Raw genomic sequence first — 26,199 nt, forward strand, 5'->3', positions numbered from 1 at the left:
TAATGACAATGCGTAATTCTCTTTTGACCGTACTGGGAAGTGTTATGTTGCTTGGCGCGGCGCTGCCCGCCCATGCTGAAAGCGTGCTGCGGATCGGCCTGGGCGCTGACCCGGACATGCTCGACCCGCATCTGGCGCGCACCTACTATGGCCGCTTCGTCTTTGCCTCCCTGTGCGACAGGCTGGTGGACGTGGATGAAAATCTGAAGGTCGTCCCCGGCCTGGCTAAAGACTGGGCGTGGAGTGACGACGGTAAAACCCTGACGCTCAATCTGCGCGAAGGCGTCACCTTCCACGACGGTGAGAAATTCGATGCCGCCGCGGCAAAATACAATCTCGACCGCGCCCTGACCCTGAAAGGCTCTCTGCGTAAAAGCGAGATCTCATCCGTTGAATCGGTCGAGGTCACCGGCCCGATGCAGATTGCGCTGCACCTGAAGACCCCCGATGCCGCGTTGCTGATGCAGCTCACCGACCGTGCGGGCGCGATGATGGCCCCCGAGGCGGCGAAAAAGCCTGACTTTGCCGCCCACCCGGTCTGCTCCGGCCCGTACAAGTTCGACAGCCGCGTGTCCCAGGACCGCATCGTGCTGACCCGCTTCGACAACTACTGGAACAAAGGCGCCTACCACTTCGACAAAATCATCTATCTGCCGATCCCGGATGCCTCCGTGCGCCTCGCGAACCTGCGCGCGGGCGATCTCGACCTGACCGAAGGCATCGCCGCCAGCGACGTTAAAACCGTCGAAGCCGACAGCAAGCTGGCGCTGGCGAAGGTGACGGGCCTGGGCTATCAGGGCATCACCTTCAACATCAACAACGGCAAGGTGCCGGCCAACGATCCGTTCAAGGACGCCCGCGTGCGCGAGGCGTTTTCTCAGGCCATCGACCGCGATGCGTTAAATCAGGTGGTCTTTGAAGGGCTCTATACCCCGGCCAACCAGGCGTTTTCCCCGGTCAGCCCGTATCACGTTAACCTGCCGGTCCCGCCGCGTGACGTCGACAAAGCCAAAGCGCTGCTGAAGGCGGCAGGCGTCACCGCGCCGCTGACCGTCAACCTGCTGGTGCCAAACAACCCAACCTCACAGCAGGTGGGCCAGGTGCTGCAGGCGATGGTCGCCGAGGCCGGATTTAACCTGAACCTGCAGATGACCGAATTCGCCACGCTGCTCGATCGCCAGCAGAGCGGTGACTATCAGCTGAGCTTCTCCGGCTGGTCGGGACGCCCGGATCCGGACGGCAGCATCTACGGCTTTATCAACAGCAAAGGCACCCTTAACGACGGCCGCTACAGCAACGCGCAGGTCGATGAGTGGTTGACCCAGGCGCGCCAGAGCACCGACCAGGCCGCACGCCAGCCGCTGTACGACAAGGTAGTGAAGCAGCTGCAAACCGACATGCCGATTGCCTACCTCTACTTCGAGCCGCGCATTTTCGGTCTGAACAAAAGCGTGCAGGGCTTTAAGCCGTACCCGGACGGCATCGTGCGTCTGGCGGGTTTAACGCTGGCGAAATAAAGGTCCTGAGGAGAACCCATGCTGGAACTGATTTGCAAACGTCTGTTGCTGGCTATACCAACCCTGCTGCTGGTGAGCATGATGGTGTTCGGACTGCAAAAGCTGCTGCCCGGCGATCCGCTGATCGCCATGGCCGGGGAGGAGCGCGATCCGGCGGTCATCGCTCAGCTGCGCGCGGAGCTGAACCTCGATGCGCCGATCCCCGTGCAGTATTTCCACTGGCTGACGCGGGCGCTGCAGGGCGATCTGGGCGTCTCCTTACGCACGCACGAACCGGTGACGCAGCTGATCGCCAGCAAGCTGCCGGTCACGCTGGAGCTGTCCCTGCTGGCGATGATTATTGCGCTGGTGTTTGGCATCAGCATGGGGATCCTCGCGGCGGTGAACAAAAACAGCTGGGTCGATCACGGGGCGAACTTCGTGGCGATCTCGGGGATCTCGATCCCGCACTTCTGGCTGGGGATCCTGCTGATTCTGGTCTTTTCGGTGAACCTGCAGTGGCTACCCGCGTCCGGCTACGTGCCGTTCAGTGAAGATCCGCTTCAGAACCTGCGCACGCTGCTGCTGCCCGCGTCCGTGCTCGGAACCGGCCTCGCGGCGACGCTGATGCGTCATACCCGCGCCTCAATGATTGCGGTGCTGAAGGCGGATTACATCCGCACCGCGCGCGCTAAGGGGCTGCTGCCAAAGGCGGTGATCCTGAAGCACGCGTTTCGCAACGCGCTGGTACCGGTCATCACCCTCACCACGCTGCTGTTCGGCGAGCTGCTGGGCGGCGCGGTGTTGACCGAGCAGGTCTTCACCATTCCGGGGTTCGGCAAGATGATCGTCGACTCGGTATTTAACCGTGACTACGCGGTGGTGCAGGGCGTGGTGCTGATCGTGGCGATCGGCTTCCTGATGCTCAACCTGCTGGCCGACGTGCTCTACGTCCTTATCAACCCGAAAATGCGAGGTTAACCATGGCGGAACTGACGACGCAAACCGTTACGCCCGCGCTTCCGCGCGCGCAGAACCGGGTGCTGAAGAAATTCCTCGCCAACAAAAGCGCGGTGATTGGCGCGGTGGTGGTGGGGTTCTTTGTGCTGGTGGCGCTGCTGGCGCCGTGGATCGCCCCGTTCGACCCGGTTAAAGCTAACTTCCTGGCGGTGCGCAAAGCGCCGTCGGCGATGTACTGGTTCGGCACCGACGAGCTGGGGCGCGACATTTTATCCCGCATTATCTGGGGGGCGCGCACCTCGTTGATGGCGGGCTGTATGTCGGTCGTTATCGCGGTGGTCATCGGCGTGCCGCTGGGTCTGGTGGCGGGTTACTTCCAGAAGATGTGGGACGGAGTGATCTCGCGGTTTATCGAGGCGCTGCTGGCCTGTCCGTTCCTGATCATGGCGATCGCGCTGGGGGCATTTTTGGGCCCGAGCCTGACCAACGCGATGATCGCCATCGGTCTTTCGGCGATGCCGATCTTCGCCCGCCTGACGCGCGGTCAGGTGATCGCTATTCGCAACGAAGAGTATATCGACGGCGCGCGGGCGATTGGCCTGCCGGATCGCTGGATCATCATTAAATATGTCCTGCCGAACGTGATGTCGCCGATCCTCGTGCAGGCCACGCTGGCGATTGCCTCGGCGATTATCGCCGAAGCCAGCCTGTCGTTTTTAGGGCTGGGGCAGCAGCCGCCCAATCCGTCATGGGGCTCCATGCTCAACACCGCGAAAGGGTTTCTGGAGCAGGCGCCGTGGATGTCCGTTTTCCCCGGCGTGGCGATTTTCCTCGCCGTGCAGGGCTTTAATTTACTCGGCGACGGGCTGCGCGACGCGCTTGATCCGCGCCACGACTAAGGAGTCATGATGACCAAAGCGCTTGATTTTACGTCCGGTTACGCTTCACGCCGCCCGCCAATGATGGGCCGTAACGCCGTTGCCACGTCGCAGCCGCTGGCGGCGCAGGCGGGAATGAAAATGCTGCAGCTGGGCGGCAACGCCGTGGATGCGGCCATTGCCGCCGCGATGGCGCTGACGGTGGTTGAGCCGACCGGCAACGGGATCGGCAGCGACGCCTTTGCCATCGTCTGGGACGGCGAAAAGCTCCACGGCCTGAACGCGTCCGGTCGTTCACCTGCGAGCTGGCATGCGGATCTCTTTGCCGGAAAAACCGCGGTGCCGGAAATTGGCTGGGACGCGGTGACCGTGCCGGGCGCGGTCTCCGGCTGGGTTGCGCTGGCGGAACGCTTCGGCACGCTGCCGCTGACCACGCTGGCGCAGCCAGCCATTGACTACGCGCGCAACGGTTTCCCGGTCTCCCCGCTGATTGGCCATCTCTGGCAGCGCGGCTATAGCAAGCTGAAAGATCAGCCGGGCTTCAGCGCCTGCTTCGCGCCGGAAGGCCGCGCCCCGCGCGTGGGGGAAATCTTCCGTAACCCGGCGCAGGCAAACTCGCTGGAGCTGATTGCCCGCACCAACGGTGAAGCCTTTTACCGCGGCGAGCTGGCGCAGAAAATTGCCGCTTTCGCCAAAGAACACGGCGCGCACCTGACGGCTGAAGATCTGGCAAACCACCGCGTGGACTGGGTAGAGCTGCTGTCGCGCGACTTCGCGGGCGGTTCGGTGCAGGAATTGCCGCCAAACGGCCAGGGGATCGCCACGCTGATTGCGCTCGGTATTCTGGAGCAGTGCGGCATTGAGAAGCATCATCCGGATTCAGTGCAGTCCCTGCACCTGTCCATTGAGGCGATGAAGCTGGCGCTGGCGGATCTCGACCGCTACGTGGCGGATGAAGACCATATGGCGTTCGCGGCGAAAGAGCTGCTGAGCGACCATTATCTGAAATCGCGCGCGGCGCTTATCAATCACGAGCACGCCTCTGATTTTGTCTACGGTTCCCCGACGCAGAGCGGCACGGTCTACATCAGCACCGCCGACGCCAGCGGGATGATGGTCTCGTTTATTCAGTCCAACTATATGGGCTTCGGTTCAGGCATTGTGGTGCCGGATACGGGGATCAGCCTGCAAAACCGGGGCTGTGGGTTTGTGCTGGATCCCAATCACCCGAACGCGCTGGCGGGCAGCAAGCGACCGTTCCATACCATCATTCCGGGCTTTGCGATGGACGGCAACGGCCAGCCGCTGATGTCTTTCGGCGTGATGGGTGGCCCGATGCAGGCGCAAGGGCACATGCAGATGGCGCTGCGCATTATGCTGCACGGGCAAAATCCACAGGCGGCAATTGATGCCCCGCGCTGGCGCGTGGTGCAGGGCAGGGAGGTGATCGTTGAATCGACCTTCGATCGCAATACTATCGCCGCGCTGCGCGAGCGGGGGCATCAGATCGTGGTGGAAGATCCGCTTCAGGATTACAACTTCGGCGGGGCGCAGGTGATTTATCGCCTGCCGGAAGGACACTACGTGGCCGCGACGGAAAGCCGTAAAGACGGGCAGGCGCTGGTGAGTTAATTAACGCCCGGTGGCGCTGCGCTTACCGGGCCTACGCTGTGCATTTGTCGCTTTTGTAGGCCGGGTAAGGCGCAGCCGCCACCCGGCTTTTATTCACCCAATGCTAAACGGATCCGCATCCTGCCATGCCGGAAACTTCTCGCGATACTCCTGCAGCGCCGTCAGCGACAGCTCCGCATCAATGCGCGTCGCCTGATGCGGCTCGGCGGTGGCAATGATCTCGCCCTGCGGATTCACCACCCGGCTGTCGCCGCGGTAGTGATGCCCGTTGCCGTCGGTTCCCACGCGGTTGCAACCCACCACGTACGCCTGGTTCTCAATCGCGCGCGCCACCAGCAGCGACTGCCAGTGCAGGGAGCGCGGTGCAGGCCAGTTGGCAACATACAGCGCCAGGTCGTAATCGTTGCGGTTGCGCGACCACACCGGGAAGCGCAGGTCGTAGCAGACCAGCGGCAAAATACGCCAGCCGCGCCACTCGAACACCACGCGCTCGTGACCCGCTTCATAGTGATGATGCTCATCCGCCATGCGGAACAGGTGGCGTTTATCGTAAAAATGCACTTTCCCTTCCGGCTCCACCAGCAGGAAGCGGTTCACCGGCCCGCGATCCGTTTGCAGTGCGGCGCTCCCGGCGATCAGCGCGTTGGTCTGCTGCGCTTTGGCATGCATCCAGGCGACCACCTCATCCTGCGGCATTGACTGTTGTGCCGCTTCCATGGCGAAGCCGGTTGTGAACATCTCCGGCAGGACAATCACATCACGCCCGGTAATCTCTTCCAGTTGACGATCAAAGTGGCGCAGGTTGGCGGGGCCATCCATCCACACTAAAGGTTGCTGCAAAATCGAAATCTTCAAACCAGGCACGATACAGACTCCTCAAACGACCACTTTTTGACACTGTAGCACGACATAACGAGAAAATGTGGCAATAAAAAACCCCGCGCGAGGCGGGGTTTGTATAAGCGAAACGGGTTATGCCGCTTCAGGCTTGCGGTGCTTCTCCGGCAGCTTTACCGGCTGCGTCGCCAGCTCGTCCGGCTCGAAATCATCCACGTTAATGCTGCGCAGACGGCTCTCTTCGGCTTTCACCAGCAGAGCGGCTTCATCTTTATTGATAATGCCGCCGGCCAGCGCCTGTTTTGCCAGTTCGTCCAGACGGGTAAACGGCAGGTTTTTGCCCAGCTGTTTACAGATTTTCTGGTGGATCGGATCGGCAGCCATCACGTCCAGCAGCGCCTCTTCCAGCAGACCCACCGGGTTATGCGGCGTCGGCGTCAGATACTGACCACGACCGATACGGGAGCGGGTTGCGCTCGGTACCTGCAGGATCTTCGCCACCTTGTGGTCCAGCTTGTCGGACGGCGCCAGATGGTGACGACCGGTCGGGAAGATCACCGCGCGCAGAGCGCCCGCCACGAAGCGGTTCGGGAAGTTCGCCAGCAGGTCGTCAATCGCCTGTTCAGCCTGATACATCGCATCCTGCACGCCCCAGTGCACCAGCGGCAGATCCGCTTCCTGACGGCCTTCGTCGTCGTAACGCTTCAGGACCGCAGAGGCCAGGAAAATCTGGCTCAGCACATCACCCAGACGAGCAGAGATACGCTCGCGACGCTTCAGGCTACCGCCCAGCACCGCCATGGAGACGTCAGACAGCAGAGCCAGGTTGGCGCTCAGACGGTTCAGATGCTGGTAGTAACGTTTGGTCGCATCGCCGGTCGGCGTCGCGCTGGTAAGACCGCGCGTCAGGCCCAGCCAGAAGCTGCGCACCTTGTTGCTGCCCACGTGACCGATATGTTTGAAGAGCAGCTTATCGAAGGCATCCACGTCGTTGTTCTGCGCGGCAGCCATCTCTTCCAGCACGTACGGATGGCAGCGAATCGCGCCCTGACCGAAGATCATCATGCTGCGGGTCAGGATGTTTGCCCCTTCCACGGTGATGGCAATCGGTGCGCCCTGATAGCCGCGCGCCAGGAAGTTGCCTTCGCCGAGCATAATGCCTTTACCGCCCGCGATATCCATCGCGTCAATGATCGACTGCTGCGCGCGGTGGGTACAGTGGTACTTCACAATCGCGGACAGCACGGCCGGTTTTTCGCCCAGCATAATGCCGTAGGTAATCAGAGTAGCAGCGGCATCCATCACGTAGGCATTGCCCGCGATACGCGCCAGCGGCTCTTCGATACCTTCCATCTTGCCGATGGAGATTTTGAACTGACGGCGGATGTGGGCGTAAGCGCCAATCCCCATCGCGACCGACTTCAGACCGCCGGTTGAGTTCGACGGCAGGGTAATGCCGCGGCCCACGGACAGACATTCCACCAGCATACGCCAGCCCTGACCGGCCATTTTCGGGCCACCGATGATGTAGTCAATCGGCACAAAGATGTCCTGACCGCGGGTCGGACCGTTCTGGAACGGCACGTTCAGCGGGAAGTGACGGCGACCAATTTCAACGCCTGGGGTAGAGGTTGGGATCAGCGCGCAGGTAATGCCCAGATCTTCTTCGCCGCCGAGCAGTTTTTCCGGGTCAGAGAGCTTAAAGGCCAGACCCAGCACGGTGGCGATTGGCGCCAGGGTGATATAACGCTTGTTCCAGGTCAGGCGCATGCCCAGCACCTGCTCGCCCTGCCATTCGCCCATGCAGACCACGCCGGTGTCCGGGATCGCGCCCGCATCGGAACCTGCTTCCGGGCTGGTCAGCGCGAAGCAAGGGATTTCCTGACCGCGTGCCAGACGCGGCAGGTAGTGATTTTTCTGCTCTTCGGTACCGTAATGCTGCAGCAGTTCGCCCGGGCCTAAGGAGTTAGGCACGCCAACGGTAATCGCCAGGATCCCGGAGACGCCTGCCAGCTTTTGCAGGACGCGAGCCTGAGCGTAAGCGGAGAATTCCAGTCCGCCGTACTCTTTCTTGATGATCATCGCAAAGAAGCGATGCTCTTTCAGATACGCCCACAGCTCTGGCGGCAGGTCGGCCATTTCATGGGTGATGGCAAAGTCGTTGGCCATACGGCACGCTTCTTCCACCGGGCCGTCAATAAAGGCCTGTTCTTCAGCGGTCAGGCGCGGCTGCGGATAGTTATGCAGCTTTTTCCAGTCCGGGTTGCCCTGGAACAGGTCGCCTTCCCACCAGGTGGTGCCCGCATCAATCGCTTCTTTCTCGGTGCGCGACATTGGCGGCATCACTTTGCGGAAGCCTTTGAACACCGGCGCAGAGATCATTGATTTACGCATCGGCGCCAGGTTAAACGGCAGAAGAATGATGGCAAGAGGGACTAAAAGCCAGATATTCCAGAGGCCTGCGACGCCAAGCGCAGCCGTCCAGGCCAGAAGAATCAGGCTGCTCAGGAATAAACTTACGCGGTGATAGAACAACACACCGAGCAGAACAACGGTTGCGAGAATGCTCAAAATCATCATAAAGAAAAGCTCCCTTGCTTGTAGGAGGTCTGACCACTTGTGATGATATGGTTGTAGTTGATGTTATTTCCTTTAGCAATGTGTTTACAAAATAATTACAACCTGGTTCACATTGTTCGCGTTTTAGCCGGCACAAAAAATCAAAACGCCGGACGTTTCGCATGGCTTTAGCTTCTCGCTTTTCCCGCTATCCGGTACACTCCACTGTGTTATTTCATCAATACTGAAGGATTATCCTCATGTACCAGGATCTTATTCGTAACGAACTGAACGAAGCGGCGGAAACGCTGGCGAACTTTCTGAAAGATGATGCCAATATTCACGCTATTCAGCGCGCAGCGGTCCTGCTGGCCGACAGCTTCAAAGCCGGTGGCAAAGTGCTTTCCTGCGGTAACGGCGGTTCCCACTGTGACGCTATGCATTTCGCAGAAGAGCTGACCGGACGCTATCGCGAAAACCGCCCGGGCTACCCGGCGATTGCGATTTCCGACGTGAGCCACATCTCCTGCGTAGGCAACGACTTCGGTTACGACCACATCTTCTCCCGCTACGTTGAAGCGGTAGGCCGTGAAGGCGACGTGCTGCTGGGGATTTCTACCTCCGGCAACTCCGGCAACGTGATCAAAGCGATCGCCGCCGCGCGTGAAAAAGGGATGAAAGTCATCACCCTGACCGGTAAAGATGGCGGTAAGATGGACGGTACGGCGGATGTTGAAATTCGCGTTCCGCACTTCGGTTATGCTGACCGTATTCAGGAAATTCACATCAAAGTGATCCACATCCTGATTCAGCTGATCGAAAAAGAGATGGTTAAGTAAGACTTCGCTGGGGGCACTCTTGCCCCCGCTGTTGTGGAGGTGTTGTATGTGCGAACTGCTCGGGATGAGCGCCAATGTGCCAACCGATATCTGCTTTAGCTTCACCGGGCTGGTTCAGCGCGGTGGAGGAACCGGGCCGCATAAAGACGGCTGGGGCATCACCTTCTACGAAGGCAAAGGGTGTCGCACGTTCAAAGATCCACAGCCCAGCTTTAACTCACCGATTGCCAAACTGGTGCAGGACTACCCGATCAAGTCCCGCTCGGTAATCGCCCACATCCGTCAGGCTAACCGTGGCGAAGTGGCGCTGGAAAACACCCATCCGTTTACCCGCGAGCTGTGGGGCCGTAACTGGACCTATGCGCACAACGGGCAGCTTACGGGCTATAAGTCGCTGGAGACGGGCAATTTCCGCCCGGTCGGCGAGACGGACAGCGAAAAAGCCTTCTGCTGGCTGCTGCACAAGCTGACGGAGCGCTATCCCCGCACGCCCGGCAACATGACTGCCGTGTTCAAATACATCGCGACGCTGGCATCTGAACTGCGTGAAAAAGGCGTGTTCAATATGCTGCTCTCTGACGGCCGCTATGTGATGGCGTTCTGCTCGACGAATCTGTTCTGGATCACCCGCCGTGCGCCGTTTGGCGTCGCGACGCTGCTCGATCAGGATGTGGAGATAGACTTTCAGAAGGAGACCACACCGAACGATGTGGTCACTGTTATCGCAACGCAGCCGCTGACGGGCAACGAAACCTGGCAAAAGATTATGCCAGGCGAGTGGGTGCTATTTTGTCTCGGGGACCGTGTAATTTGACGCCAGCTGCGGGTGGACGACTTCGTGGCTCAGCGGTTTGCTGACCACGTAACGGCCATCGACGATAGAGACCACCGGTGGCATGTGGGTCTGCTCAAAGTAGTCGTAACCCGGCTTCAGCTGTTTCCAGAAATCCGCGTAGTATGAGTACTTGTGACGCGCCATGTTGGCGTCCGTCATGCGGAACGGATAGATGCTGACCTGTACGTTAGGCTGCCCAAAGACCAGCGCGCCCGTCACGAACTGGAAAATCTCATCAATGCCGGAGTCGGTCATCGCATAACAGCCGATAGACACGCAGGCACCGTGGATCATCAGATATTTACCTTCATAACCGTGTGCACGGTCATAGGCATTCGGGAAGCCGATGTTAATGGCTTTATAGAAGCGGCTGTCAGGCTTGAGCTGGCTGCGCTGAACGTTGTAGAACCCTTCCGGACTTTTGAAATCGCCCTGACGCTGTTTTGGCCCCAGTCCGCCGGAGTAGTTACAAATTTTGTAACTATCAAGCAGCTGATATGTCTCGCCCATTTTCACAAACAGATCGAGAGTGCGCTCTTCCTTGAAGATCTGAATATAAACCGGCGATCCCATTAACTGCTGTTTATATTCCTTGCTGACCGGCGTCGTTGAGCTATTACTGCTGAGCAGTCCGGCAAACGACATGCACGGCATCAGAAGCATCGCAATGAACAATGCGATTTTACGCATACTACTAGTTCCTTGATAAAACCATGACCAACTTGCCAGGACGGCAAAAGAGACCCGAAATCAGATTATTCTGTTAGGAGCGCTCACATTAGCACCGCTATAGATTTTCGCAAGAGCCGGGCGGTGAGTTTACAAATTAGTTTTACTTTATAAACCATCAAAATTGCGATGGCTCCAGGAACTTTGCGCATTAGCTCGCAATTTGGCGCGCGCGCCGGCGGATTCCCTGCCCGCGGGAAGGGGAAAATGTTACACTTTGCGCCCACTGGATTGTTGTTCATGGAAACCTGCTAACCACATGTTTAAAATTAAAAAAGGACTTGAACTGCCGATTGCAGGCGTGCCAGCGCAGCACGTTTCGACAGGCGCAAGTGTCCGTCATGTCGCCATTGTGGGCGAAGACTACCTGGGTATGCGTCCTTCAATGCTGGTACAGGAGGGCGATCGCGTTATCAAAGGACAGACGCTCTTTGAGGACAAAAAAAATCCCGGCGTGATGTTCACAGCCCCCGCGAGCGGCACCGTTGTGGCCATCAACCGTGGCGAACGGCGCGTTCTGCAGTCGGTGGTTATCCGCATTGAGGGCGATGACAAGCGTGAATTTGCCCATTACGACGCCGCAGAGCTCGCGTCGCTAAACCGTGACGCCGTTCAGGAGCAGCTCCTGGCGTCCGGTTTATGGACCGCGCTTCGTACGCGCCCCTTCAGCAAATCCCCTGTTCCGGGCACGGAACCGGCCGCGATTTTCGTCACGGCCATCGACACCAACCCGCTCAGCGTGGACCCGGAACCGGTTATCCTGGCACAGCGAAAAGCTTTTGATGCAGGACTCACTATTCTAACCCGCCTCACGCCCGGAAAAGTGCACGTTTGCCAGGCTGGCGGCGGCAAGCTTGGCGGCCATCCGCTGGGGCAGGTCACGTTTAATGAATTTTCTGGCCCGCATCCGGCGGGGCTGGCCGGGACGCACATCCATTTCCTTGAGCCAGTCAGCCTGACGAAACAGGTCTGGCACCTTAACTATCAGGACGTCATCGCCATCGGTAAGCTCTTTACTACGGGTGAACTCTGCGCTGAACGGGTAATTGCCATCGGCGGACCGCAGGCTGCAAACCCGCGCCTGGTGAAAACGCTGCTGGGCGCTGACATCAACGAACTGCTGGTGGGGGAAACGAAAGAGGGCGAAAACCGCCTGATTTCCGGCTCGGTCCTCAGCGGCCGCCATGCTGCCAATGCGCATGCGTACCTGGGACGCTTCCATTTGCAGGTCAGCATTGTGCAGGAAGGGCGGGAGAAAGAGCTGTTTGGCTGGGTTCTGCCAGGCGCAGAAAAATACTCCGTCACCCGAACAACGTTGGGCCACTTCCTGCGTAATAAGCTGTTTAGCTTCTCAACCAGCACGCACGGCGGCGAGCGCGCCATGGTCCCGATTGGCAACTACGAGCGCGTCATGCCGCTGGATATTCTGCCCACCGTGCTGTTGCGCGATCTCCTTGCCGGTGATACCGACGGCGCGCAGGCGCTGGGCTGTCTGGAGCTTGACGAAGAAGATCTGGCGCTCTGTACCTATGTCTGTCCGGGCAAATACGAATATGGACCGGTATTGCGCGAGGTGTTAACCCGCATTGAGCAGGAAGGATAACCGATGGGCTTAAAACACCTCTTTGAAAAAATTGAGCCGCACTTTACCGAAGGGAAGCTCAAAAAGTACTACCCGTTATATGAAGCAACGACGACCATTTTCTACACGCCGGGCCTTGTGACGAAAGGGGCGGCGCACGTTCGGGATGCTATCGACCTGAAACGCATGATGATCCTGGTGTGGTTTGCGGTCTTCCCCGCGATGTTCTGGGGAATGTACAACGTTGGCCTGCAGACCATTCCGGCGCTGCACCACATGTACGATGCACAGCAGCTGGCGCAGATGATCCAGTCCGACTGGCACTACCGTCTGGCCCAGTCGTTAGGGGTGAGCTTCGCCGCAGACGCGGGCTGGCTGAGCATGATGACGCTGGGCGCGGTGTTCTTCCTGCCGATTTACATCACGGTATTTGTCGTGGGCGGCTTCTGGGAAGTGCTGTTTGCCATTATCCGTAAACATGAGATCAACGAAGGCTTCTTCGTGACCTCTATTCTGTTTGCCCTGATTGTTCCCCCGACGCTACCGCTCTGGCAGGCGGCGCTTGGCATCAGCTTCGGCGTGGTGATAGCCAAAGAGATCTTCGGCGGCACCGGGCGGAACTTCCTCAACCCGGCGCTGGCGGGACGCGCGTTTCTGTTCTTTGCTTATCCGGCGCAAATCTCGGGCGACCTCGTGTGGACGGCGGCAGACGGTTTTTCCGGCGCGACGCCGCTTTCACAGTGGGCGGCGCACGGCGGCGAAACGCTGGTTAACAACGCAACGGGTCAGCCAGTCACCTGGTTTGATGCCTTTATTGGCAACATTCCGGGCTCCATCGGAGAAGTCTCCACGCTGATGATTTTGCTTGGCGGCGCGATCATTCTTTTTGGTCGCGTGGCCTCCTGGCGGATCGTTGCGGGCGTGATGATCGGCATGGTGCTGACCGCCACCCTGTTCAACGTTATCGGTTCGACCACCAACCCGATGTTCTCGATGCCGTGGTACTGGCATCTGGTGCTGGGTGGCTTCGCGTTCGGCATGATGTTCATGGCGACGGACCCCGTCTCTGCCTCGTTTACAGACAAAGGCAAATGGAGCTACGGCGTGCTCATTGGCGCGATGTGCGTTCTGATCCGCGTGGTCAACCCGGCGTATCCGGAAGGGATGATGTTGGCCATTCTGTTTGCCAACCTGTTTGCGCCGCTGTTCGATTACCTGGTGGTGCGGGCCAACATTAAGCGGAGGAAGGCGCGTGGCTGAGGTTAAAAATAACGACAGCATCAGCAAAACGCTGCTGGTGGTGCTGGTGCTCTGTCTGGTCTGTTCTATTGTCGTGGCCGGTTCTGCCGTGGGGTTAAAACCCCTGCAGCAGGAGCAACGTGCGCTGGATAAACAGCGCAACATCCTTGCCGTCGCCGGGCTGATGCAGGAAGGAATGAGCGCAGACGACGTTTCGGCCGTCTTTGCTGAACGTATTTCGGCGCGACTGGTGGATTTAAAAACGGGTGAACTGCTGGATAAAGACCCGGCAAAATTCAACCAGGCGCTGGCGCTTAAAGATCCGCAGATGAGCCTGACGCTGGAGGCATCGCAAGATCCCGCCGGGATTAAGCGTCGCAGCAACCTGGCCGAAATCTATCTGGTTCGCGACCCCCAAAAACGTATTCAGGAAGTGGTACTGCCTGTTTACGGTAACGGTCTGTGGTCAATGATGTATGCCTTTGTGGCCCTTGATACCGATGGGCGCACCGTAAAAGGCATTACGTATTACGACCAGGGCGAAACGCCGGGGCTGGGTGGCGAAGTTGAAAACCCTAACTGGCGGGCACAGTTTGTCGGCAAGAAAGTGCTCGACGATAACGGCCTGCCTGCGCTGAAGGTGATGAAAGGGGCGGCACGTCCCGGTGACGACTACGCCGTTGACGGGCTTTCCGGCGCCACGCTCACCTCAAAAGGCGTGCAGCACAGTTTTGATTTCTGGATGGGCGAGCTGGGCTTTGGTCCTTTCCTGAAAAACGTAAGTGAAGGAGCGCTGAACAATGGCTGATACCAGTGAACTGAAAGAAGTTAAAAAGGTGCTCATTGGCCCACTGTTAGCCAATAACCCGATCACGCTCCAGGTGCTGGGTGTCTGTTCTGCTCTGGCGGTGACGACCAAGCTGGAAACGGCGGTGGTGATGACGCTGGCGGTAACGCTGGTCACGGCGTTCTCCAGCATGTTTATCTCGATGATCCGCCACCACATACCCAATAGCGTGAGGATCATCGTGCAGATGGCGATCATCGCCTCGCTGGTGATCGTGGTCGATCAGCTGCTGCGCGCCTTCGCCTATGAAACCTCCAAACAGCTCTCGGTGTTTGTCGGGCTGATTATCACCAACTGTATCGTCATGGGGCGTGCGGAAGCCTACGCCATGAAAATGCCGCCGCTGGCGAGCTTTATGGACGGCATCGGCAACGGCCTGGGCTACGGCGCGATCCTGCTGACCGTGGGGTTCCTGCGTGAGCTGATTGGCAGCGGCAAGCTGTTTGGCATCACGGTGCTGGACACGGTGCAGAACGGCGGCTGGTATCTGCCAAACGGCCTGTTCCTGCTGGCCCCTAGCGCGTTTTTCATTATCGGTTTGTTGATCTGGCTGATTCGTACGCTGAAGCCAGAACAACAGGAAAAGGAGTAACCGACGATGGCTCATTACCTGAGTTTGTTTGTGCGGGCGGTGTTTGTTGAAAACATGGCGCTCGCGTTTTTCCTCGGCATGTGTACGTTCCTTGCGGTTTCCAAAAAAGTGTCGACGGCATTTGGTCTCGGTATCGCGGTCACCGTGGTGCTCGGCCTATCTGTACCGATTAACAATCTGGTGTACAACTTTGTGCTGCGGGACGGCGCGCTGGTGGAAGGGGTTGATCTCAGCTTCCTGAACTTCATCACCTTTATCGGGGTGATCGCGGCGCTGGTGCAAATCCTCGAGATGATCCTCGATAAGTATTTCCCGTCGCTCTACAACGCGCTGGGGATCTTCCTGCCGCTGATCGCGGTGAACTGTGCCATCTTTGGCGGCGTCTCGTTTATGGTGCAGCGTGATTACAACTTCAGCGAATCCGTAGTGTACGGTTTTGGTTCCGGCATCGGCTGGATGCTGGCGATTGTCACCATGGCGGGGATCCGCGAGAAAATGAAGTATGCCAACGTGCCTGCGGGTCTGCGTGGCTTGGGGATCACCTTTATCACCACCGGGCTGATGGCGCTGGGCTTTATGTCCTTCTCCGGTGTGCAGCTATAAGGGCAAACAGATGGAAATTATCCTTGGCGTGGTGATGTTCACGCTGATTGTACTGGTGCTGTCAGGGCTTATTCTGGCGGCGCGCGCGAAGCTGGTGAATTCCGGTGACGTGGTGATTGATATTAACGACGAGCCGCAGAATCAGATCCGCACGCCGGCGGGAGACAAGCTGCTCAACACGCTCTCCGGTAACGGCATTTTTGTCTCCTCAGCCTGCGGCGGCGGCGGTTCCTGCGGGCAGTGCCGCGTGACGGTAAAAGAGGGCGGTGGCGATATTCTGCCAACCGAGCTGGCGCATATCACAAAGCGTGAGGCAAAAGAGGGTTGTCGTCTGGCCTGCCAGGTCGCGGTGCGTCAGAACATGAAGATAGAGCTGCCGGAAGAGATCTTCGGCGTCAAAAAATGGGAGTGCGAGGTTATCTCTAATGATAACAAAGCCACCTTTATTAAAGAGCTGAAGCTGCGGGTGCCGGAAGGCGAGCATGTCCCGTTCCGCGCCGGAGGATACATTCAGATTGAGTGCCCGGAGCACGCTGTGGCCTATGCGGACTTTGACGTGCCGCATGAGTACCGCGCCGACTGGGACAAATTCAATCTCTTCCGCTTTGTATCTGAGGTGAAAGAGCCGACGCTGCGCGCCTACTCGATGGCCAACTACCCGGAAGAGAAGGGCATCATCATGCTCAACGTGCGTATCGCCACGCCGCCATCGAATGTGCCGGATGCACCGCCGGGCGTCATGTCGTCATACATCTGGTCCCTGAAGCCTGGCGATAAGGTGACGATCTCCGGCCCGTTCGGGGAGTTCTTCGCGAAAGATACCGACGCGGAAATGGTCTTTATCGGCGGCGGTGCCGGTATGGCCCCGATGCGCTCGCACATCTTTGACCAGCTCAAGCGGCTGGGTAGCCAGCGTAAGATCAGCTTCTGGTACGGGGCGCGCTCGCTGCGCGAGATGTTCTATGAAGATGAGTTTGAACAGCTGGCGCGTGAAAACCCGAACTTCACCTTCCATGTGGCGCTTTCCGATCCGCAGCCGGAAGATAACTGGACGGGCTATACGGGGTTCATCCACAACGTGCTGTATGAAAACTACCTCAAACAGCACCCGGCGCCTGAGGACTGCGAGTTCTATATGTGTGGTCCGCCGATGATGAACGCCGCCGTGATTAAGATGCTGAAAGATCTCGGTGTCGAAGATGAGAACATCTTGCTCGATGACTTTGGAGGCTGATGATGCTGACGTTTCTGGCAACCTTTGTGGTGTTTGTGCTTGTCATCTTCGGCATGTCGTTAGGCTGGATCGTTAAGCGGAAAAGCATTCAGGGCAGCTGCGGCGGTATTTCCTCTATTGGGATGGAAAAGGTTTGCGACTGCCCGGAACCGTGCGATGCGCGGAAGAAAAGGATGGCCCGCGAACAGCAGCGCATTATTTAATTTTTTTGTAGGCCGGGTAAGGCAAAGCCGCCACCCGGCGTTCTCACATCTGCTTCTCAACCCTCATTTGTTTACTGTATACTTATCCAGTGATGAGTGAGGGCTTACTATGCGCAAAATAATCCATGTCGATATGGACTGCTTTTTTGCCGCAGTGGAGATGCGTGACAACCCGGCGCTGCGGGATATTCCCATCGCCATTGGCGGCAGCCGCGTTCAGCGTGGTGTCATCAGCACCGCCAACTATCCTGCGCGCAAATTTGGCGTGCGCAGCGCGATGCCGACGGCGATGGCCTTAAAGCTTTGCCCTCATCTCACGCTTCTGCCCGGCCGTTTTGAAGCCTATAAAGAGGCTTCCCTTCATATTCGGGAAATCTTCTCCCGCTATACTTCTTTGATAGAGCCGCTGTCGCTGGACGAAGCCTATCTGGATGTGACCGACAGCGTGCACTGCCACGGCTCCGCCACGCTGATGGCGCAGGAGATCCGCCAGACGATTTTCAACGAGCTGAATCTGACGGCGTCTGCGGGCGTCGCGCCCGTTAAATTCCTTGCCAAAATCGCCTCCGATTTAAATAAGCCCAACGGTCAGTACGTCATCACGCCTGACGAGGTGCCGGCGTTTTTGAAAACGCTGCCGCTCGGCAAAATCCCTGGCGTGGGAAAAGTTTCCGCCGCAAAGCTGGAAAGCATGGGGCTACGCACCTGCGAAGACGTGCAGCGAAGCGATCTCGCTATGCTGCTCAAGCGCTTCGGGAAGTTTGGCCGCGTGCTGTGGGAGCGCAGCCAGGGGATTGACGATCGCGATGTGAACAGCGAGCGGCTACGAAAATCCGTCGGCGTTGAGCGCACCCTCAGTGAAGATATTCATGACTGGTCCGAATGCGAAACCATTATCACGGAACAGCTTTACCCTGAGCTGGAACGACGCTTAAGCAAGGTGAAGCCGGACCTGCTCATTGCCCGTCAGGGTATCAAATTAAAATTCAACGACTTCCAGCAGACCACGCAGGAACACGTCTGGCCGCGTCTGAATAAAGACGATCTTATCGCGACGGCGAAAAAGGCATGGGAAGAGCGCCGGGGCGGGCGAGGGGTCAGGCTGGTGGGATTACACGTCACGCTGCTGGATCCGCAGTTAGAGCGACAGCTGGTTCTGGGATTGTAAAAAAGCCCGGTGGCGCTACGCTTACCGGGCCTACGTTTTTCACCCTCTCCCTGTGGGAGAGGGATGGAGTGAGGGTATTACTTCGCAGGGATCGCTTTCAGCAGTTCAGTCAGCAGCGTCCAGTAGTGACCGACGCTTTCGATATGAACCTGCTCATCCGGCGAGTGCGGGCCGGTAATGGTTGGCCCGATGGACACCATGTCCATGTCCGGATACGGTTTCTTGAACAGGCCACATTCCAGACCGGCGTGGATCACCTGAATGTTCGGGGTGCTGTTGAACAGACGCTGATAGGTTTCACGCACCAGCGCCATCACCGGAGAACTTGCATCCGGCTGCCAGCCCGGGTAGCTGCCTTTTGCAGACGTTTTCGCGCCCGCCAGCGTGCCCAGAGATTCCAGCATGCTCACCACGTACTCTTTACCGCTGTCGATCAGAGAGCGGATCAGGCAGATGATTTCCGCGCTGTCGTCGCTCATGGTCACCACGCCCACGTTCAGTGAGGTTTCCACCACGCCTTTCGCCACGTCAGAGTTGCGGATCACGCCGTTTGGCGTTGCGTTCAGCAGCTGAACGAAGGTGTCACGAGACTGTGCGGTCAGCGCGGCTTTATCTGTAGAAACAGATTCCAGCACCACGGTCAGGTTTTTCTCTTTCGCCGACAGTTCGTTCTTCAGGATATCCAGGTATACGGTGGAGAGTTTTTTCAGCTCGTCGGCTTTTGCCGCTGGAACCGCTACGGTGGCGAACGCTTCGCGCGGAATCGCGTTACGCAGGGTACCGCCGTTGAAGTCCACCAGACGCAAATCCAGCTCGGCCGCATGGCCTGCCAGGAAGCGCGCCAGCAGCTTGTTGGCGTTACCCAGACCCAGGTGAATATCGCCGCCGGAGTGGCCGCCTTTCAGCCCTTTCAGCGTCAGCTTGAAGGTCTGGAAGCCAGCAGGAATCGCTTCGCGCGACAGCGGCAGGGTAGAGATGAAATCAATCCCGCCCGCGCAGCCCATATAGATCTCACCTTCTTCTTCAGAGTCGGTGTTGATCAGGATGTCCGCCTGCAGCCAGTTCGCCTGCAGACCGAACGCGCCGTCCATGCCCGCTTCTTCGGTCATGGTCAGCAGCACTTCCAGCGGACCGTGCTCAACGCTGTCGTCGGCCAGCACGGCCAGCGCAGAGGCCATACCGATGCCGTTATCCGCGCCCAGCGTGGTGCCGCGTGCTTTCACCCAGTCGCCGTCGATGTACGGTTGAATCGGGTCTTTGGTGAAGTCGTGAACGGTGTCGTTGTTCTTCTGTGGCACCATGTCCAGGTGCGCCTGCAGCACAACCGGTTTGCGGTTTTCCATCCCTGCGGTAGCCGGTTTGCGGATCAGAATGTTGCCAACCTGGTCACGTTCAGCATGCAGACCTTTTTCCTTCGCCCAACCCATAATATGTTCGGCAAGCTGTTCTTCATGGTAGGAAGGGTGTGGAATGGAGCAGATTTTCGCAAAAATATCCCACAGCGGCTGCGGAGATAATTGAGACAGTTCAGACACGATAAGTCTCCTTGTCGAGGCGCTGCAAACAGGGTTGCAGGTCACAGGGTTAGCAGGTTAATAGTTACCACAAGTCAGGCTTGCGAGATGAAACTGAGAATACCACTTTCTCTGCTGGCTGGTAGCATAAAGCATGTAAAAACTCAGGCAGAGGGCGCTAAACACTGGTTTTTAGTGCGTCAGATCTCTATAATCTCGCGCAACCTATTTCCCCCTCGAACACTTTTTAAGCCGTATAAAAACAGGCTGGGACACTTCACATGAGCGAAAAATACGTCGTCACCTGGGACATGTTGCAGATTCACGCACGCAAACTGGCTGCGCGTCTGATGCCTTCCGAACAGTGGAAAGGCATTATTGCCGTCAGCCGTGGCGGTCTGGTACCGGGGGCGCTGCTGGCACGTGAGCTGGGTATTCGTCATGTCGATACCGTTTGCATCTCCAGCTATGACCATGACAACCAGCGCGAGCTGACCGTGCTGAAACGTGCGGAAGGCGACGGCGAAGGTTTCATCGTTATTGATGACCTGGTGGATACCGGCGGTACTGCGGTTGCTATCCGCGAAATGTATCCGAAAGCACATTTCGTCACTATCTTCGCGAAGCCTGCTGGCCGCCCGCTGGTTGACGATTACGTGATTGATATCCCGCAGGATACCTGGATTGAACAGCCATGGGATATGGGCGTGGTCTTCGTACCGCCTATTTCAGGCCGTTAATACCAGTACGTAACTTTACACGCCCGACTATGTCGGGCGTTGTTCTTTTTGGCCTGCCGCGCGTTACAATAGTCTTCATATGACGTATTCATGGAGGCAACGCAATGACGCAGGCGAATCTCACCGAGACTCTCTTCAAACCCCGTTTCAAACACCCTGAAACGTCGACGCTGGTGCGTCGCTTTAATCCGGGTACCCAGCCTGCCGTCCAGTCCGCGTTAGACGGTAAAAACGTGCCTCACTGGTATCGCATGATTAACCGCTTGATGTGGATCTGGCGCGGTATTGACCCCCGTGAAATCCTTGATGTGCAGGCACGTATCGTGATGAGTGAATCTGAACGGACCGACAGCGAGCTTTACGATACGGTGGTGGGCTACCGTGGCGGAAACTGGATCTACGAGTGGTCTAAACAGGCGATGCTCTGGCAGCAAAAAGCCAGCCAGGAAGAGGACGCCACGCGCAGCGGCAAGCACTGGCTGCATGCGGCCAATCTCTACGCCATCGCCGCGTATCCGCATCTAAAAGGTGATGAGCTGGCAGAGCAGGCCCAGGCGCTGGCGAACCGTGCTTATGAAGAGGCGGCGCAGCGTTTGCCGGGCCAAATGCGCGAGCTTGAGTTCAGCATTCCAGGTGGCGCACCCGTCACCGGGTTCCTGCATATGCCGGAAGGCGACGGCCCGTTCCCGACCGTCCTCATGTGCGGCGGGCTGGATTCGCTGCAAATTGATTATTACAGCCTGTATGAGCGTTACTTCGCACCAAAAGGGATCGCGATGCTGACGCTTGATATGCCTTCAATTGGTTTTTCATCCAAATGGAAACTGACTCAGGATTCCAGCCTGCTGCACCAGCATGCGCTCAAAGCGCTGGAAAACATTCCGTGGGTTGACCACACCCGCGTGGCGGCATTCGGCTTCCGTTTTGGCGCGAACGTCGCGGTGCGTCTGGCTTACCTTGAATCTTCTCGTCTGAAAGCCGTTGCCTGCCTCGGCCCGGTCGTACACGCTCTGCTCAGCGATCCCGCACGCCAGGGGAGCGTACCTGAAATGTACCTTGATGTACTGGCCAGCCGCCTTGGCATGCATGATGCATCAGACGAAGCGCTGCGCGTTGAGCTCAATCGTTACTCGTTAAAAACGCAGGGGCTGCTGGGACGTCGCTGCCCAACGCCGATGCTGTCTGGGTTCTGGAAAAACGACCCGTTCAGCCCGGAAGAAGAGTCACGATTAATCACTTCGTCATCTGCGGATGGCAAATTGCTTGAAGTGCCGTTCAGCCCGGTCTATCAGAATTTCGACAAATCGCTGAAAGAGATTACGCGCTGGATCGCTCAGAGATTGTGTTAATAGATTGCTAAATTTCGCTGGTTTGGTAAAACAGTGGCTTCACAAAAGGAGATCGCAATGACGTTACCGAGTGGACACCCGAAAAGTAGACTGATTAAGAAGTTTATGGCTCTCGGCCCGTATATTCGAGAAGAGCAGTGTGAAGAGAATCGCTTTTTTTTCGACTGCCTGGCTGTATGCGTCAACGTGAAGCCTGCACCCGAAAAACGTGAATTCTGGGGCTGGTGGATGGAAATGGAAGCAGAGGAAAAACGCTTTACGTATAGCTACCAGTTTGGCCTGTTTAATAAAGACGGCAACTGGCAGGCCACCACGATTAAAGATCAGGAAGTGATTGACCGCCTGGAATATACGCTAAAAGAGTTTCACGATAAGGCACGCGCGCTGCTGGCTACTTTGGATCTCAAGTTCGAACCCGCGGATGACTTTTCCAGCGAAGCGGTGAAGCTGACTGCCTGATGGTGTCACAGCGCCGGGTGGCGGCTTCGCCTTACCCGGCCTACAAATTCTCCCTCTCACCGTGGGAGAGGGCACCAGACCGCATGAATCCCCGATAATAAAAAAAACCGGCATCAAGCCGGTTTTTTTTATTTCACATCATCAGAACTGGTAGGTCATACCCAGTGCAACGATGTCATCGCTGCTCACGCCCAGTTTATTTTTGTCGTCAATCTGGTTGATTTTATAATCAACAAAGGTGGACATATTTTTGTTGAAGTAATAGGTCGCGCCAACGTCAATATATTTCACCAGATCCTCGTCGCCAATACCTTCAATATCTTTGCCTTTAGACTGGACATAGCCCAGGGACGGGCGCAGACCAAAGTCGAACTGATATTGCGCGACAACCTCAAAGTTCTGCGCTTTATTTGCAAACCCGCCGGAAATTGGCGTCATATTGCGGGTTTCAGAATACATTGCAGCCAGATAGATATCGTTCGCATCATATTTCAGACCGGTTGCCCAGGCTTCTGCTTTCTGGCCCTGGCCACGCGCCAGCAGGTTCTGAGCGTTGGTGCGGTCAGAGTTGGTGTAGGCGCCGCTGACGGCGAAATCGCTGCCGCCGAAGTCATAGGTCAGAGAGGTACCAAAACCGTCACCGTTCTGTTTCTTGGCGTCACGGTTTTCGTTTTTGCCCTGGTACTGCAGCGTCATGTCCAGACCGTCAACCGCGCCGAAGAAGTCGGTATTGCGGTAGGTCGCCAGGCCGGTAGCACGCTTGGTCATGAAGTTATCGGTCTGTGCGGAAGAGTCACCGCCGAATTCAGGGAACATATCGGTCCATGCTTCGACGTCATACAGGGCACCCAGGTTACGGCCGTAATCCAGTGAACCAAAGTTTTTCAGCTTAAGGCCAGCAAACGCCAGACGCGTCTTCTGAGAGGAGTCGCTCTCAGCTTTGTTACCTGCAAATTCAGATTCCCAACGGCCATAGCCCGTCAGCTGATCGTTAATCTGCGTTTCGCCTTTAAAACCGAAACGAACGTAAGTCTGATCGCCATCTTTGGTGGCATCATCGCTGATGTAGTGCATGGCTTTCACTTTGCCGTACACGTCCAGCTTATTACCATTTTTATTATAAACTTCAGCTGCGTGAACGGATGCAGAAGCCACTACGCCCATAACCATTAATGCCAGAGTGCTCTTTTTCATTTTCGATCCTGTCTTATAAACGCGCTAAAAAATTCGCTGGACGATAAGCTCATGCTTAAGTCCCGTGAAAAAACAGGAAGGGTTTTATCGTTCTGGAATGAAACTTTTATGACAAACTAAGAATAATTTTAAAAAACTGTGATTTATTATTTCGGTAATAAAAGTGTCAAATTCTCCCGCTACGCTTCCTGATCCCGCGCAACAAAGTGTTTCGCGATGTGCTAAGGCAGTTGGCAACGGGGCTGACTCCTGCTAAAACGTTCGTTCGACATTACTTTCCCTTATCGTTGAACGGCAGAGAATCATGAGTGACAGCCAGACGCTGGTGGTAAAACTCGGTACCAGTGTTTTAACAGGCGGATCGCGCCGCCTAAATCGCGCCCACATTGTTGAGCTTGTACGTCAGTGCGCTCAGCTACATGCCGCAGGGCATCGTATTGTGATTGTGACCTCCGGGGCGATTGCCGCCGGGCGTGAACACCTGGGTTACCCCGAACTCCCCGCGACGATCGCTTCCAAGCAGCTGCTGGCCGCCGTGGGGCAAAGCCGACTCATTCAACTCTGGGAACAGCTGTTCTCCATCTATGGCATTCACGTCGGGCAGATGCTGCTGACGCGTGCAGATATGGAAGACAGAGAGCGCTTCCTGAACGCCCGCGATACCCTGCGCGCGCTGCTGGACAACAATATTGTTCCGGTCATTAACGAGAACGATGCCGTTGCCACCGCTGAAATCAAAGTGGGTGATAACGATAACCTCTCGGCGCTGGCCGCGATTCTGGCCGGTGCCGATAAATTACTGCTGCTGACCGATCAGCAGGGGCTGTTCACCGCCGATCCGCGCTCCAACCCGGAAGCCGAGCTGATTACCGACGTTCAAGGCATCGACGATGCGCTGCGCGCCATCGCCGGTGACAGCGTTTCAGGCCTCGGAACGGGCGGTATGGGGACCAAGCTGCAGGCCGCTGACGTAGCGTGCCGCGCCGGTATCGACACCATCATTGCAGCGGGCAGCCGCCCCGGCGTGATTGGCGACGTAATGGAAGGCATCTCCGTCGGCACCCGCTTCCACGCCCAGGAATCCCCGCTGGAAAACCGCAAGCGCTGGATATTTGGCGCGCCTCCTGCTGGCGAACTCGTCGTCGATGAAGGGGCTACCGCCGCGATTCTGGAACGAGGAAGTTCATTACTTCCTAAAGGAATTAAAAGCGTGACAGGCAACTTCTCTCGTGGTGAAGTGATCCGTATCCGTAACCTCGAAGGCCGCGACATCGCCCACGGCGTAAGCCGCTATAACAGCGATGCCCTGCGCCGCATCGCGGGTCACCACTCGCAGCAGATCGACGCCATTCTGGGCTATGAATATGGTCCGGTTGCCGTGCATCGCGATGACATGATTATTCGTTAAGGAGCCAGAACATGCTGGAACAAATGGGCGCCGCCGCGAAGGCTGCCTCTTACAAACTAGCGCTCCTTTCCAGCCGCGAGAAAAACCGCGTGCTGGAAAAAATCGCTGATTATCTGGAAGCACAGTCCCAGGAAATTTTGCTCGCCAACGAGCAGGATTTACTGGAGGCGCGTCGTAACGGCTTGAGCGAAGCGATGCTCGACCGTCTGGCGCTGACGCCGGCACGCCTCAAAGGCATCGCCGACGATGTGCGTCAGGTCTGCAATCTGGCCGACCCGGTCGGGCAGGTGATCGACGGTGGGCTGCTCGACAGCGGTTTACGCCTTGAGCGCCGCCGCGTGCCGCTCGGCGTCATCGGCGTTATTTATGAAGCCCGTCCAAACGTGACGGTGGATGTTGCGTCCCTGTGCCTGAAAACCGGTAACGCCGCTATTCTGCGCGGTGGGAAAGAGACATGGCGCACCAACGCCGCGACGGTGAAAGTCATTCAGCAGGCGCTGGAAGAGTGCGGCTTACCGGCGGGTGCCGTACAGGCGATCGAGAGCCCGGACCGCGCGCTGGTCAACGAAATGCTGCGCATGGACAAATACATCGACATGCTCATCCCACGCGGTGGCGCGGGCCTGCACAAGCTGTGCCGCGAGCAGTCGACGATTCCGGTGATCACCGGCGGTATCGGCGTGTGTCATATTGTTGTCGACGACAGCGCTGAGATTGAACCGGCGCTGAAGATTATCGTGAACGCGAAAACCCAGCGTCCAAGCACCTGTAACACCGTTGAAACGCTGCTGGTGCATCAGGACATTGCGAACTCCTTCCTGCCGGCCCTGAGCAAACAGATGGCAGAGAGCGGCGTGACGCTGCATGCTGACGCCAGCGCGCTCGCACTGCTTCAGGATGGCCCGGCTAACGTTGTTCCCGTAAAAGCGGAGCAGTACGACGACGAGTTCCTGTCACTGGATCTGAACGTGAAAATCGTTGCCGATCTCGACGACGCCATTGCGCACATCCGTGAACACGGCACGCAGCATTCTGACGCCATCCTGACGCGCACCCTGCGCAATGCCGATCGCTTCGTGAACGAAGTGGACTCCTCTGCGGTCTATGTGAATGCCTCCACCCGCTTCACCGACGGCGGCCAGTTCGGCCTCGGCGCTGAGGTGGCGGTCAGCACGCAGAAACTGCACGCGCGCGGTCCGATGGGGCTGGAAGCGCTGACCACGTACAAGTGGATCGGCTTCGGTGATGATACGATTCGTGCGTAAATAATCACGGGTGATGCAAAAGTAGCCGTTTGATTCA

The 26,199-nt window shown here is 57.4% G+C and carries 24 protein-coding genes; 19 read left to right on the forward strand and 5 right to left on the reverse strand.

The features are described from left to right. The first annotated feature begins 2 nt into the window (after nucleotides 1–2). Genes ACMGGX_RS13940 through ACMGGX_RS13955 form a run of 4 tightly spaced genes read left to right on the forward strand, consistent with a single transcriptional unit; the run spans nucleotide 3 to nucleotide 4,966 of the window. Nucleotides 3–1,517: an ABC transporter substrate-binding protein gene (locus ACMGGX_RS13940; RefSeq protein ID WP_420298497.1), complete on the forward strand. Its 1,515-nt coding sequence runs from the start codon at nucleotides 3–5 to the stop codon at nucleotides 1,515–1,517. 18 nt (nucleotides 1,518–1,535) lie between these two features. Further along, nucleotides 1,536–2,477: an ABC transporter permease gene (locus ACMGGX_RS13945; protein ID WP_023310491.1), complete on the forward strand. Its 942-nt coding sequence runs from the start codon at nucleotides 1,536–1,538 to the stop codon at nucleotides 2,475–2,477. 2 nt (nucleotides 2,478–2,479) lie between these two features. Next, entirely contained in the window at nucleotides 2,480–3,355 is an 876-nt protein-coding gene (locus tag ACMGGX_RS13950; RefSeq protein ID WP_029739694.1) for an ABC transporter permease, read from the forward strand. Between the two features lie 9 nt (nucleotides 3,356–3,364). Next, entirely contained in the window at nucleotides 3,365–4,966 is a 1,602-nt protein-coding gene (locus ACMGGX_RS13955) for a gamma-glutamyltransferase family protein (RefSeq protein ID WP_045356214.1), read from the forward strand. Between the two features lie 93 nt (nucleotides 4,967–5,059). On the opposite strand, the gene ACMGGX_RS13960 is transcribed toward ACMGGX_RS13955, so the two are convergent. Continuing rightward, the gene (locus tag ACMGGX_RS13960; protein ID WP_039263863.1) at nucleotides 5,060–5,830 is read right to left on the reverse strand and encodes an amidohydrolase; all 771 of its coding nucleotides are present in this window, start codon (nucleotides 5,828–5,830) and stop codon (nucleotides 5,060–5,062) included. Between the two features lie 108 nt (nucleotides 5,831–5,938). Beyond that, nucleotides 5,939–8,383, reverse strand: a complete 2,445-nt coding sequence (fadE, locus tag ACMGGX_RS13965; RefSeq protein ID WP_181594440.1) for an acyl-CoA dehydrogenase FadE — start codon at nucleotides 8,381–8,383, stop codon at nucleotides 5,939–5,941. A gap of 239 nt (nucleotides 8,384–8,622) precedes the next feature. Here fadE and lpcA point away from each other — a divergent pair, with 239 nt between their 5' ends. Both lpcA and ACMGGX_RS13975 read left to right on the forward strand, forming a co-directional pair. Beyond that, nucleotides 8,623–9,201 carry a D-sedoheptulose 7-phosphate isomerase gene (gene lpcA / locus ACMGGX_RS13970; RefSeq protein WP_010427884.1) on the forward strand — a complete coding sequence of 193 codons (579 nt, stop codon included), beginning with the start codon at nucleotides 8,623–8,625 and terminating at the stop codon, nucleotides 9,199–9,201. 46 nt (nucleotides 9,202–9,247) lie between these two features. Beyond that, a complete protein-coding gene (locus ACMGGX_RS13975; RefSeq protein WP_023310496.1) occupies nucleotides 9,248–10,015 on the forward strand; it encodes a class II glutamine amidotransferase in 768 nt (255 codons plus the stop codon). Here the strand turns inward: ACMGGX_RS13975 and dpaA are convergent. Continuing rightward, nucleotides 9,986–10,726: a peptidoglycan meso-diaminopimelic acid protein amidase gene (dpaA, locus tag ACMGGX_RS13980; protein WP_420298498.1), complete on the reverse strand. Its 741-nt coding sequence runs from the start codon at nucleotides 10,724–10,726 to the stop codon at nucleotides 9,986–9,988. The two genes, ACMGGX_RS13975 and dpaA, sit on opposite strands and share 30 nt — an antisense overlap. Before the next feature lie 298 nt (nucleotides 10,727–11,024). On the opposite strand from dpaA, the gene ACMGGX_RS13985 reads away from it, so the two are divergent. The 8 genes from ACMGGX_RS13985 to dinB all read left to right on the forward strand — a co-directional run bounded on the left by ACMGGX_RS13985 (nucleotide 11,025) and on the right by dinB (nucleotide 18,233). Next, nucleotides 11,025–12,368, forward strand: coding sequence for a Na(+)-translocating NADH-quinone reductase subunit A (locus ACMGGX_RS13985; RefSeq protein ID WP_181594442.1), 1,344 nt, complete (start codon nucleotides 11,025–11,027; stop codon nucleotides 12,366–12,368). 3 nt (nucleotides 12,369–12,371) lie between these two features. Then, on the forward strand, nucleotides 12,372–13,607 hold the full coding sequence (locus tag ACMGGX_RS13990) for an NADH:ubiquinone reductase (Na(+)-transporting) subunit B (protein ID WP_420298499.1): 1,236 nt from the start codon (nucleotides 12,372–12,374) through the stop codon (nucleotides 13,605–13,607). Then, entirely contained in the window at nucleotides 13,600–14,394 is a 795-nt protein-coding gene (locus ACMGGX_RS13995; RefSeq protein ID WP_214579377.1) for a Na(+)-translocating NADH-quinone reductase subunit C, read from the forward strand. Before ACMGGX_RS13990 ends, ACMGGX_RS13995 begins: the two co-directional genes overlap by 8 nt. Next, entirely contained in the window at nucleotides 14,387–15,025 is a 639-nt protein-coding gene (locus ACMGGX_RS14000) for an NADH:ubiquinone reductase (Na(+)-transporting) subunit D (RefSeq protein ID WP_420298500.1), read from the forward strand. The genes ACMGGX_RS13995 and ACMGGX_RS14000 overlap by 8 nt, the downstream gene beginning before the upstream one ends. Nucleotides 15,026–15,031: 6 nt before the next feature. Then, a complete protein-coding gene (gene nqrE / locus ACMGGX_RS14005) occupies nucleotides 15,032–15,628 on the forward strand; it encodes an NADH:ubiquinone reductase (Na(+)-transporting) subunit E (RefSeq protein WP_008500255.1) in 597 nt (198 codons plus the stop codon). Between the two features lie 10 nt (nucleotides 15,629–15,638). Continuing rightward, on the forward strand, nucleotides 15,639–16,862 hold the full coding sequence (gene nqrF / locus ACMGGX_RS14010; protein WP_420298501.1) for an NADH:ubiquinone reductase (Na(+)-transporting) subunit F: 1,224 nt from the start codon (nucleotides 15,639–15,641) through the stop codon (nucleotides 16,860–16,862). Continuing rightward, nucleotides 16,862–17,065 (forward strand): (Na+)-NQR maturation NqrM, encoded by a 204-nt coding sequence (gene nqrM, locus ACMGGX_RS14015; RefSeq protein ID WP_023615899.1) that lies wholly within the window; start codon nucleotides 16,862–16,864, stop codon nucleotides 17,063–17,065. Before nqrF ends, nqrM begins: the two co-directional genes overlap by 1 nt. A 109-nt stretch (nucleotides 17,066–17,174) precedes the next feature. Continuing rightward, the gene (dinB, locus tag ACMGGX_RS14020) at nucleotides 17,175–18,233 is read left to right on the forward strand and encodes a DNA polymerase IV (RefSeq protein WP_023310503.1); all 1,059 of its coding nucleotides are present in this window, start codon (nucleotides 17,175–17,177) and stop codon (nucleotides 18,231–18,233) included. Between the two features lie 77 nt (nucleotides 18,234–18,310). Here dinB and pepD read toward each other — a convergent pair whose 3' ends face one another. Continuing rightward, a complete protein-coding gene (gene pepD, locus ACMGGX_RS14025; RefSeq protein ID WP_063439699.1) occupies nucleotides 18,311–19,768 on the reverse strand; it encodes a cytosol nonspecific dipeptidase in 1,458 nt (485 codons plus the stop codon). Nucleotides 19,769–20,028: 260 nt separating this feature from the next. Between pepD and gpt the strand changes: the two genes are divergently transcribed. The 3 genes from gpt (at nucleotide 20,029) to crl (ending at nucleotide 22,295) form a co-directional block, all read left to right on the forward strand. Then, the gene (gene gpt, locus ACMGGX_RS14030; RefSeq protein ID WP_010427903.1) at nucleotides 20,029–20,487 is read left to right on the forward strand and encodes a xanthine phosphoribosyltransferase; all 459 of its coding nucleotides are present in this window, start codon (nucleotides 20,029–20,031) and stop codon (nucleotides 20,485–20,487) included. A 104-nt stretch (nucleotides 20,488–20,591) separates the two neighbouring features. Beyond that, nucleotides 20,592–21,836 carry an esterase FrsA gene (gene frsA / locus ACMGGX_RS14035; RefSeq protein WP_109846588.1) on the forward strand — a complete coding sequence of 415 codons (1,245 nt, stop codon included), beginning with the start codon at nucleotides 20,592–20,594 and terminating at the stop codon, nucleotides 21,834–21,836. A gap of 57 nt (nucleotides 21,837–21,893) precedes the next feature. Next, nucleotides 21,894–22,295 carry a sigma factor-binding protein Crl gene (gene crl / locus ACMGGX_RS14040; protein ID WP_023310506.1) on the forward strand — a complete coding sequence of 134 codons (402 nt, stop codon included), beginning with the start codon at nucleotides 21,894–21,896 and terminating at the stop codon, nucleotides 22,293–22,295. A 141-nt stretch (nucleotides 22,296–22,436) separates the two neighbouring features. Here crl and phoE read toward each other — a convergent pair whose 3' ends face one another. After that, nucleotides 22,437–23,489, reverse strand: a complete 1,053-nt coding sequence (gene phoE, locus ACMGGX_RS14045) for a phosphoporin PhoE (RefSeq protein ID WP_047648644.1) — start codon at nucleotides 23,487–23,489, stop codon at nucleotides 22,437–22,439. Between the two features lie 304 nt (nucleotides 23,490–23,793). Here phoE and proB point away from each other — a divergent pair, with 304 nt between their 5' ends. Beyond that, a complete protein-coding gene (gene proB, locus ACMGGX_RS14050) occupies nucleotides 23,794–24,897 on the forward strand; it encodes a glutamate 5-kinase (protein ID WP_023310508.1) in 1,104 nt (367 codons plus the stop codon). A gap of 11 nt (nucleotides 24,898–24,908) precedes the next feature. After that, nucleotides 24,909–26,162: a glutamate-5-semialdehyde dehydrogenase gene (proA, locus tag ACMGGX_RS14055; RefSeq protein ID WP_420298502.1), complete on the forward strand. Its 1,254-nt coding sequence runs from the start codon at nucleotides 24,909–24,911 to the stop codon at nucleotides 26,160–26,162. The last annotated feature ends 37 nt before the right edge of the window (nucleotides 26,163–26,199 follow it).

The sequence above is a fragment of the Enterobacter sp. BNK-29 genome (genome assembly GCF_048684785.1).
GTDB classification, from domain to species: Bacteria; Pseudomonadota; Gammaproteobacteria; order Enterobacterales; family Enterobacteriaceae; genus Enterobacter; species Enterobacter cloacae_M.

What these genes read in the sequence shown, in the direction of transcription:
- ACMGGX_RS13940 (WP_420298497.1), top strand. Translation starts at nt 3, where the DNA reads ATGACAATGCGTAATTCTCTTTTGACCGTACTGGGAAGTGTTATGTTG.
- ACMGGX_RS13945 (WP_023310491.1), top strand. Translation starts at nt 1,536, where the DNA reads ATGCTGGAACTGATTTGCAAACGTCTGTTGCTGGCTATACCAACCCTG.
- ACMGGX_RS13950 (WP_029739694.1), top strand. Translation starts at nt 2,480, where the DNA reads ATGGCGGAACTGACGACGCAAACCGTTACGCCCGCGCTTCCGCGCGCG.
- ACMGGX_RS13955 (WP_045356214.1), top strand. Translation starts at nt 3,365, where the DNA reads ATGACCAAAGCGCTTGATTTTACGTCCGGTTACGCTTCACGCCGCCCG.
- fadE (WP_181594440.1), bottom strand. Translation starts at nt 8,383, where the DNA reads ATGATGATTTTGAGCATTCTCGCAACCGTTGTTCTGCTCGGTGTGTTG.
- lpcA (WP_010427884.1), top strand. Translation starts at nt 8,623, where the DNA reads ATGTACCAGGATCTTATTCGTAACGAACTGAACGAAGCGGCGGAAACG.
- ACMGGX_RS13975 (WP_023310496.1), top strand. Translation starts at nt 9,248, where the DNA reads ATGTGCGAACTGCTCGGGATGAGCGCCAATGTGCCAACCGATATCTGC.
- dpaA (WP_420298498.1), bottom strand. Translation starts at nt 10,726, where the DNA reads ATGCGTAAAATCGCATTGTTCATTGCGATGCTTCTGATGCCGTGCATG.
- ACMGGX_RS13985 (WP_181594442.1), top strand. Translation starts at nt 11,025, where the DNA reads ATGTTTAAAATTAAAAAAGGACTTGAACTGCCGATTGCAGGCGTGCCA.
- ACMGGX_RS13990 (WP_420298499.1), top strand. Translation starts at nt 12,372, where the DNA reads ATGGGCTTAAAACACCTCTTTGAAAAAATTGAGCCGCACTTTACCGAA.
- ACMGGX_RS14000 (WP_420298500.1), top strand. Translation starts at nt 14,387, where the DNA reads ATGGCTGATACCAGTGAACTGAAAGAAGTTAAAAAGGTGCTCATTGGC.
- nqrE (WP_008500255.1), top strand. Translation starts at nt 15,032, where the DNA reads ATGGCTCATTACCTGAGTTTGTTTGTGCGGGCGGTGTTTGTTGAAAAC.
- nqrF (WP_420298501.1), top strand. Translation starts at nt 15,639, where the DNA reads ATGGAAATTATCCTTGGCGTGGTGATGTTCACGCTGATTGTACTGGTG.
- nqrM (WP_023615899.1), top strand. Translation starts at nt 16,862, where the DNA reads ATGATGCTGACGTTTCTGGCAACCTTTGTGGTGTTTGTGCTTGTCATC.
- dinB (WP_023310503.1), top strand. Translation starts at nt 17,175, where the DNA reads ATGCGCAAAATAATCCATGTCGATATGGACTGCTTTTTTGCCGCAGTG.
- gpt (WP_010427903.1), top strand. Translation starts at nt 20,029, where the DNA reads ATGAGCGAAAAATACGTCGTCACCTGGGACATGTTGCAGATTCACGCA.
- frsA (WP_109846588.1), top strand. Translation starts at nt 20,592, where the DNA reads ATGACGCAGGCGAATCTCACCGAGACTCTCTTCAAACCCCGTTTCAAA.
- crl (WP_023310506.1), top strand. Translation starts at nt 21,894, where the DNA reads ATGACGTTACCGAGTGGACACCCGAAAAGTAGACTGATTAAGAAGTTT.
- phoE (WP_047648644.1), bottom strand. Translation starts at nt 23,489, where the DNA reads ATGAAAAAGAGCACTCTGGCATTAATGGTTATGGGCGTAGTGGCTTCT.
- proB (WP_023310508.1), top strand. Translation starts at nt 23,794, where the DNA reads ATGAGTGACAGCCAGACGCTGGTGGTAAAACTCGGTACCAGTGTTTTA.
- proA (WP_420298502.1), top strand. Translation starts at nt 24,909, where the DNA reads ATGCTGGAACAAATGGGCGCCGCCGCGAAGGCTGCCTCTTACAAACTA.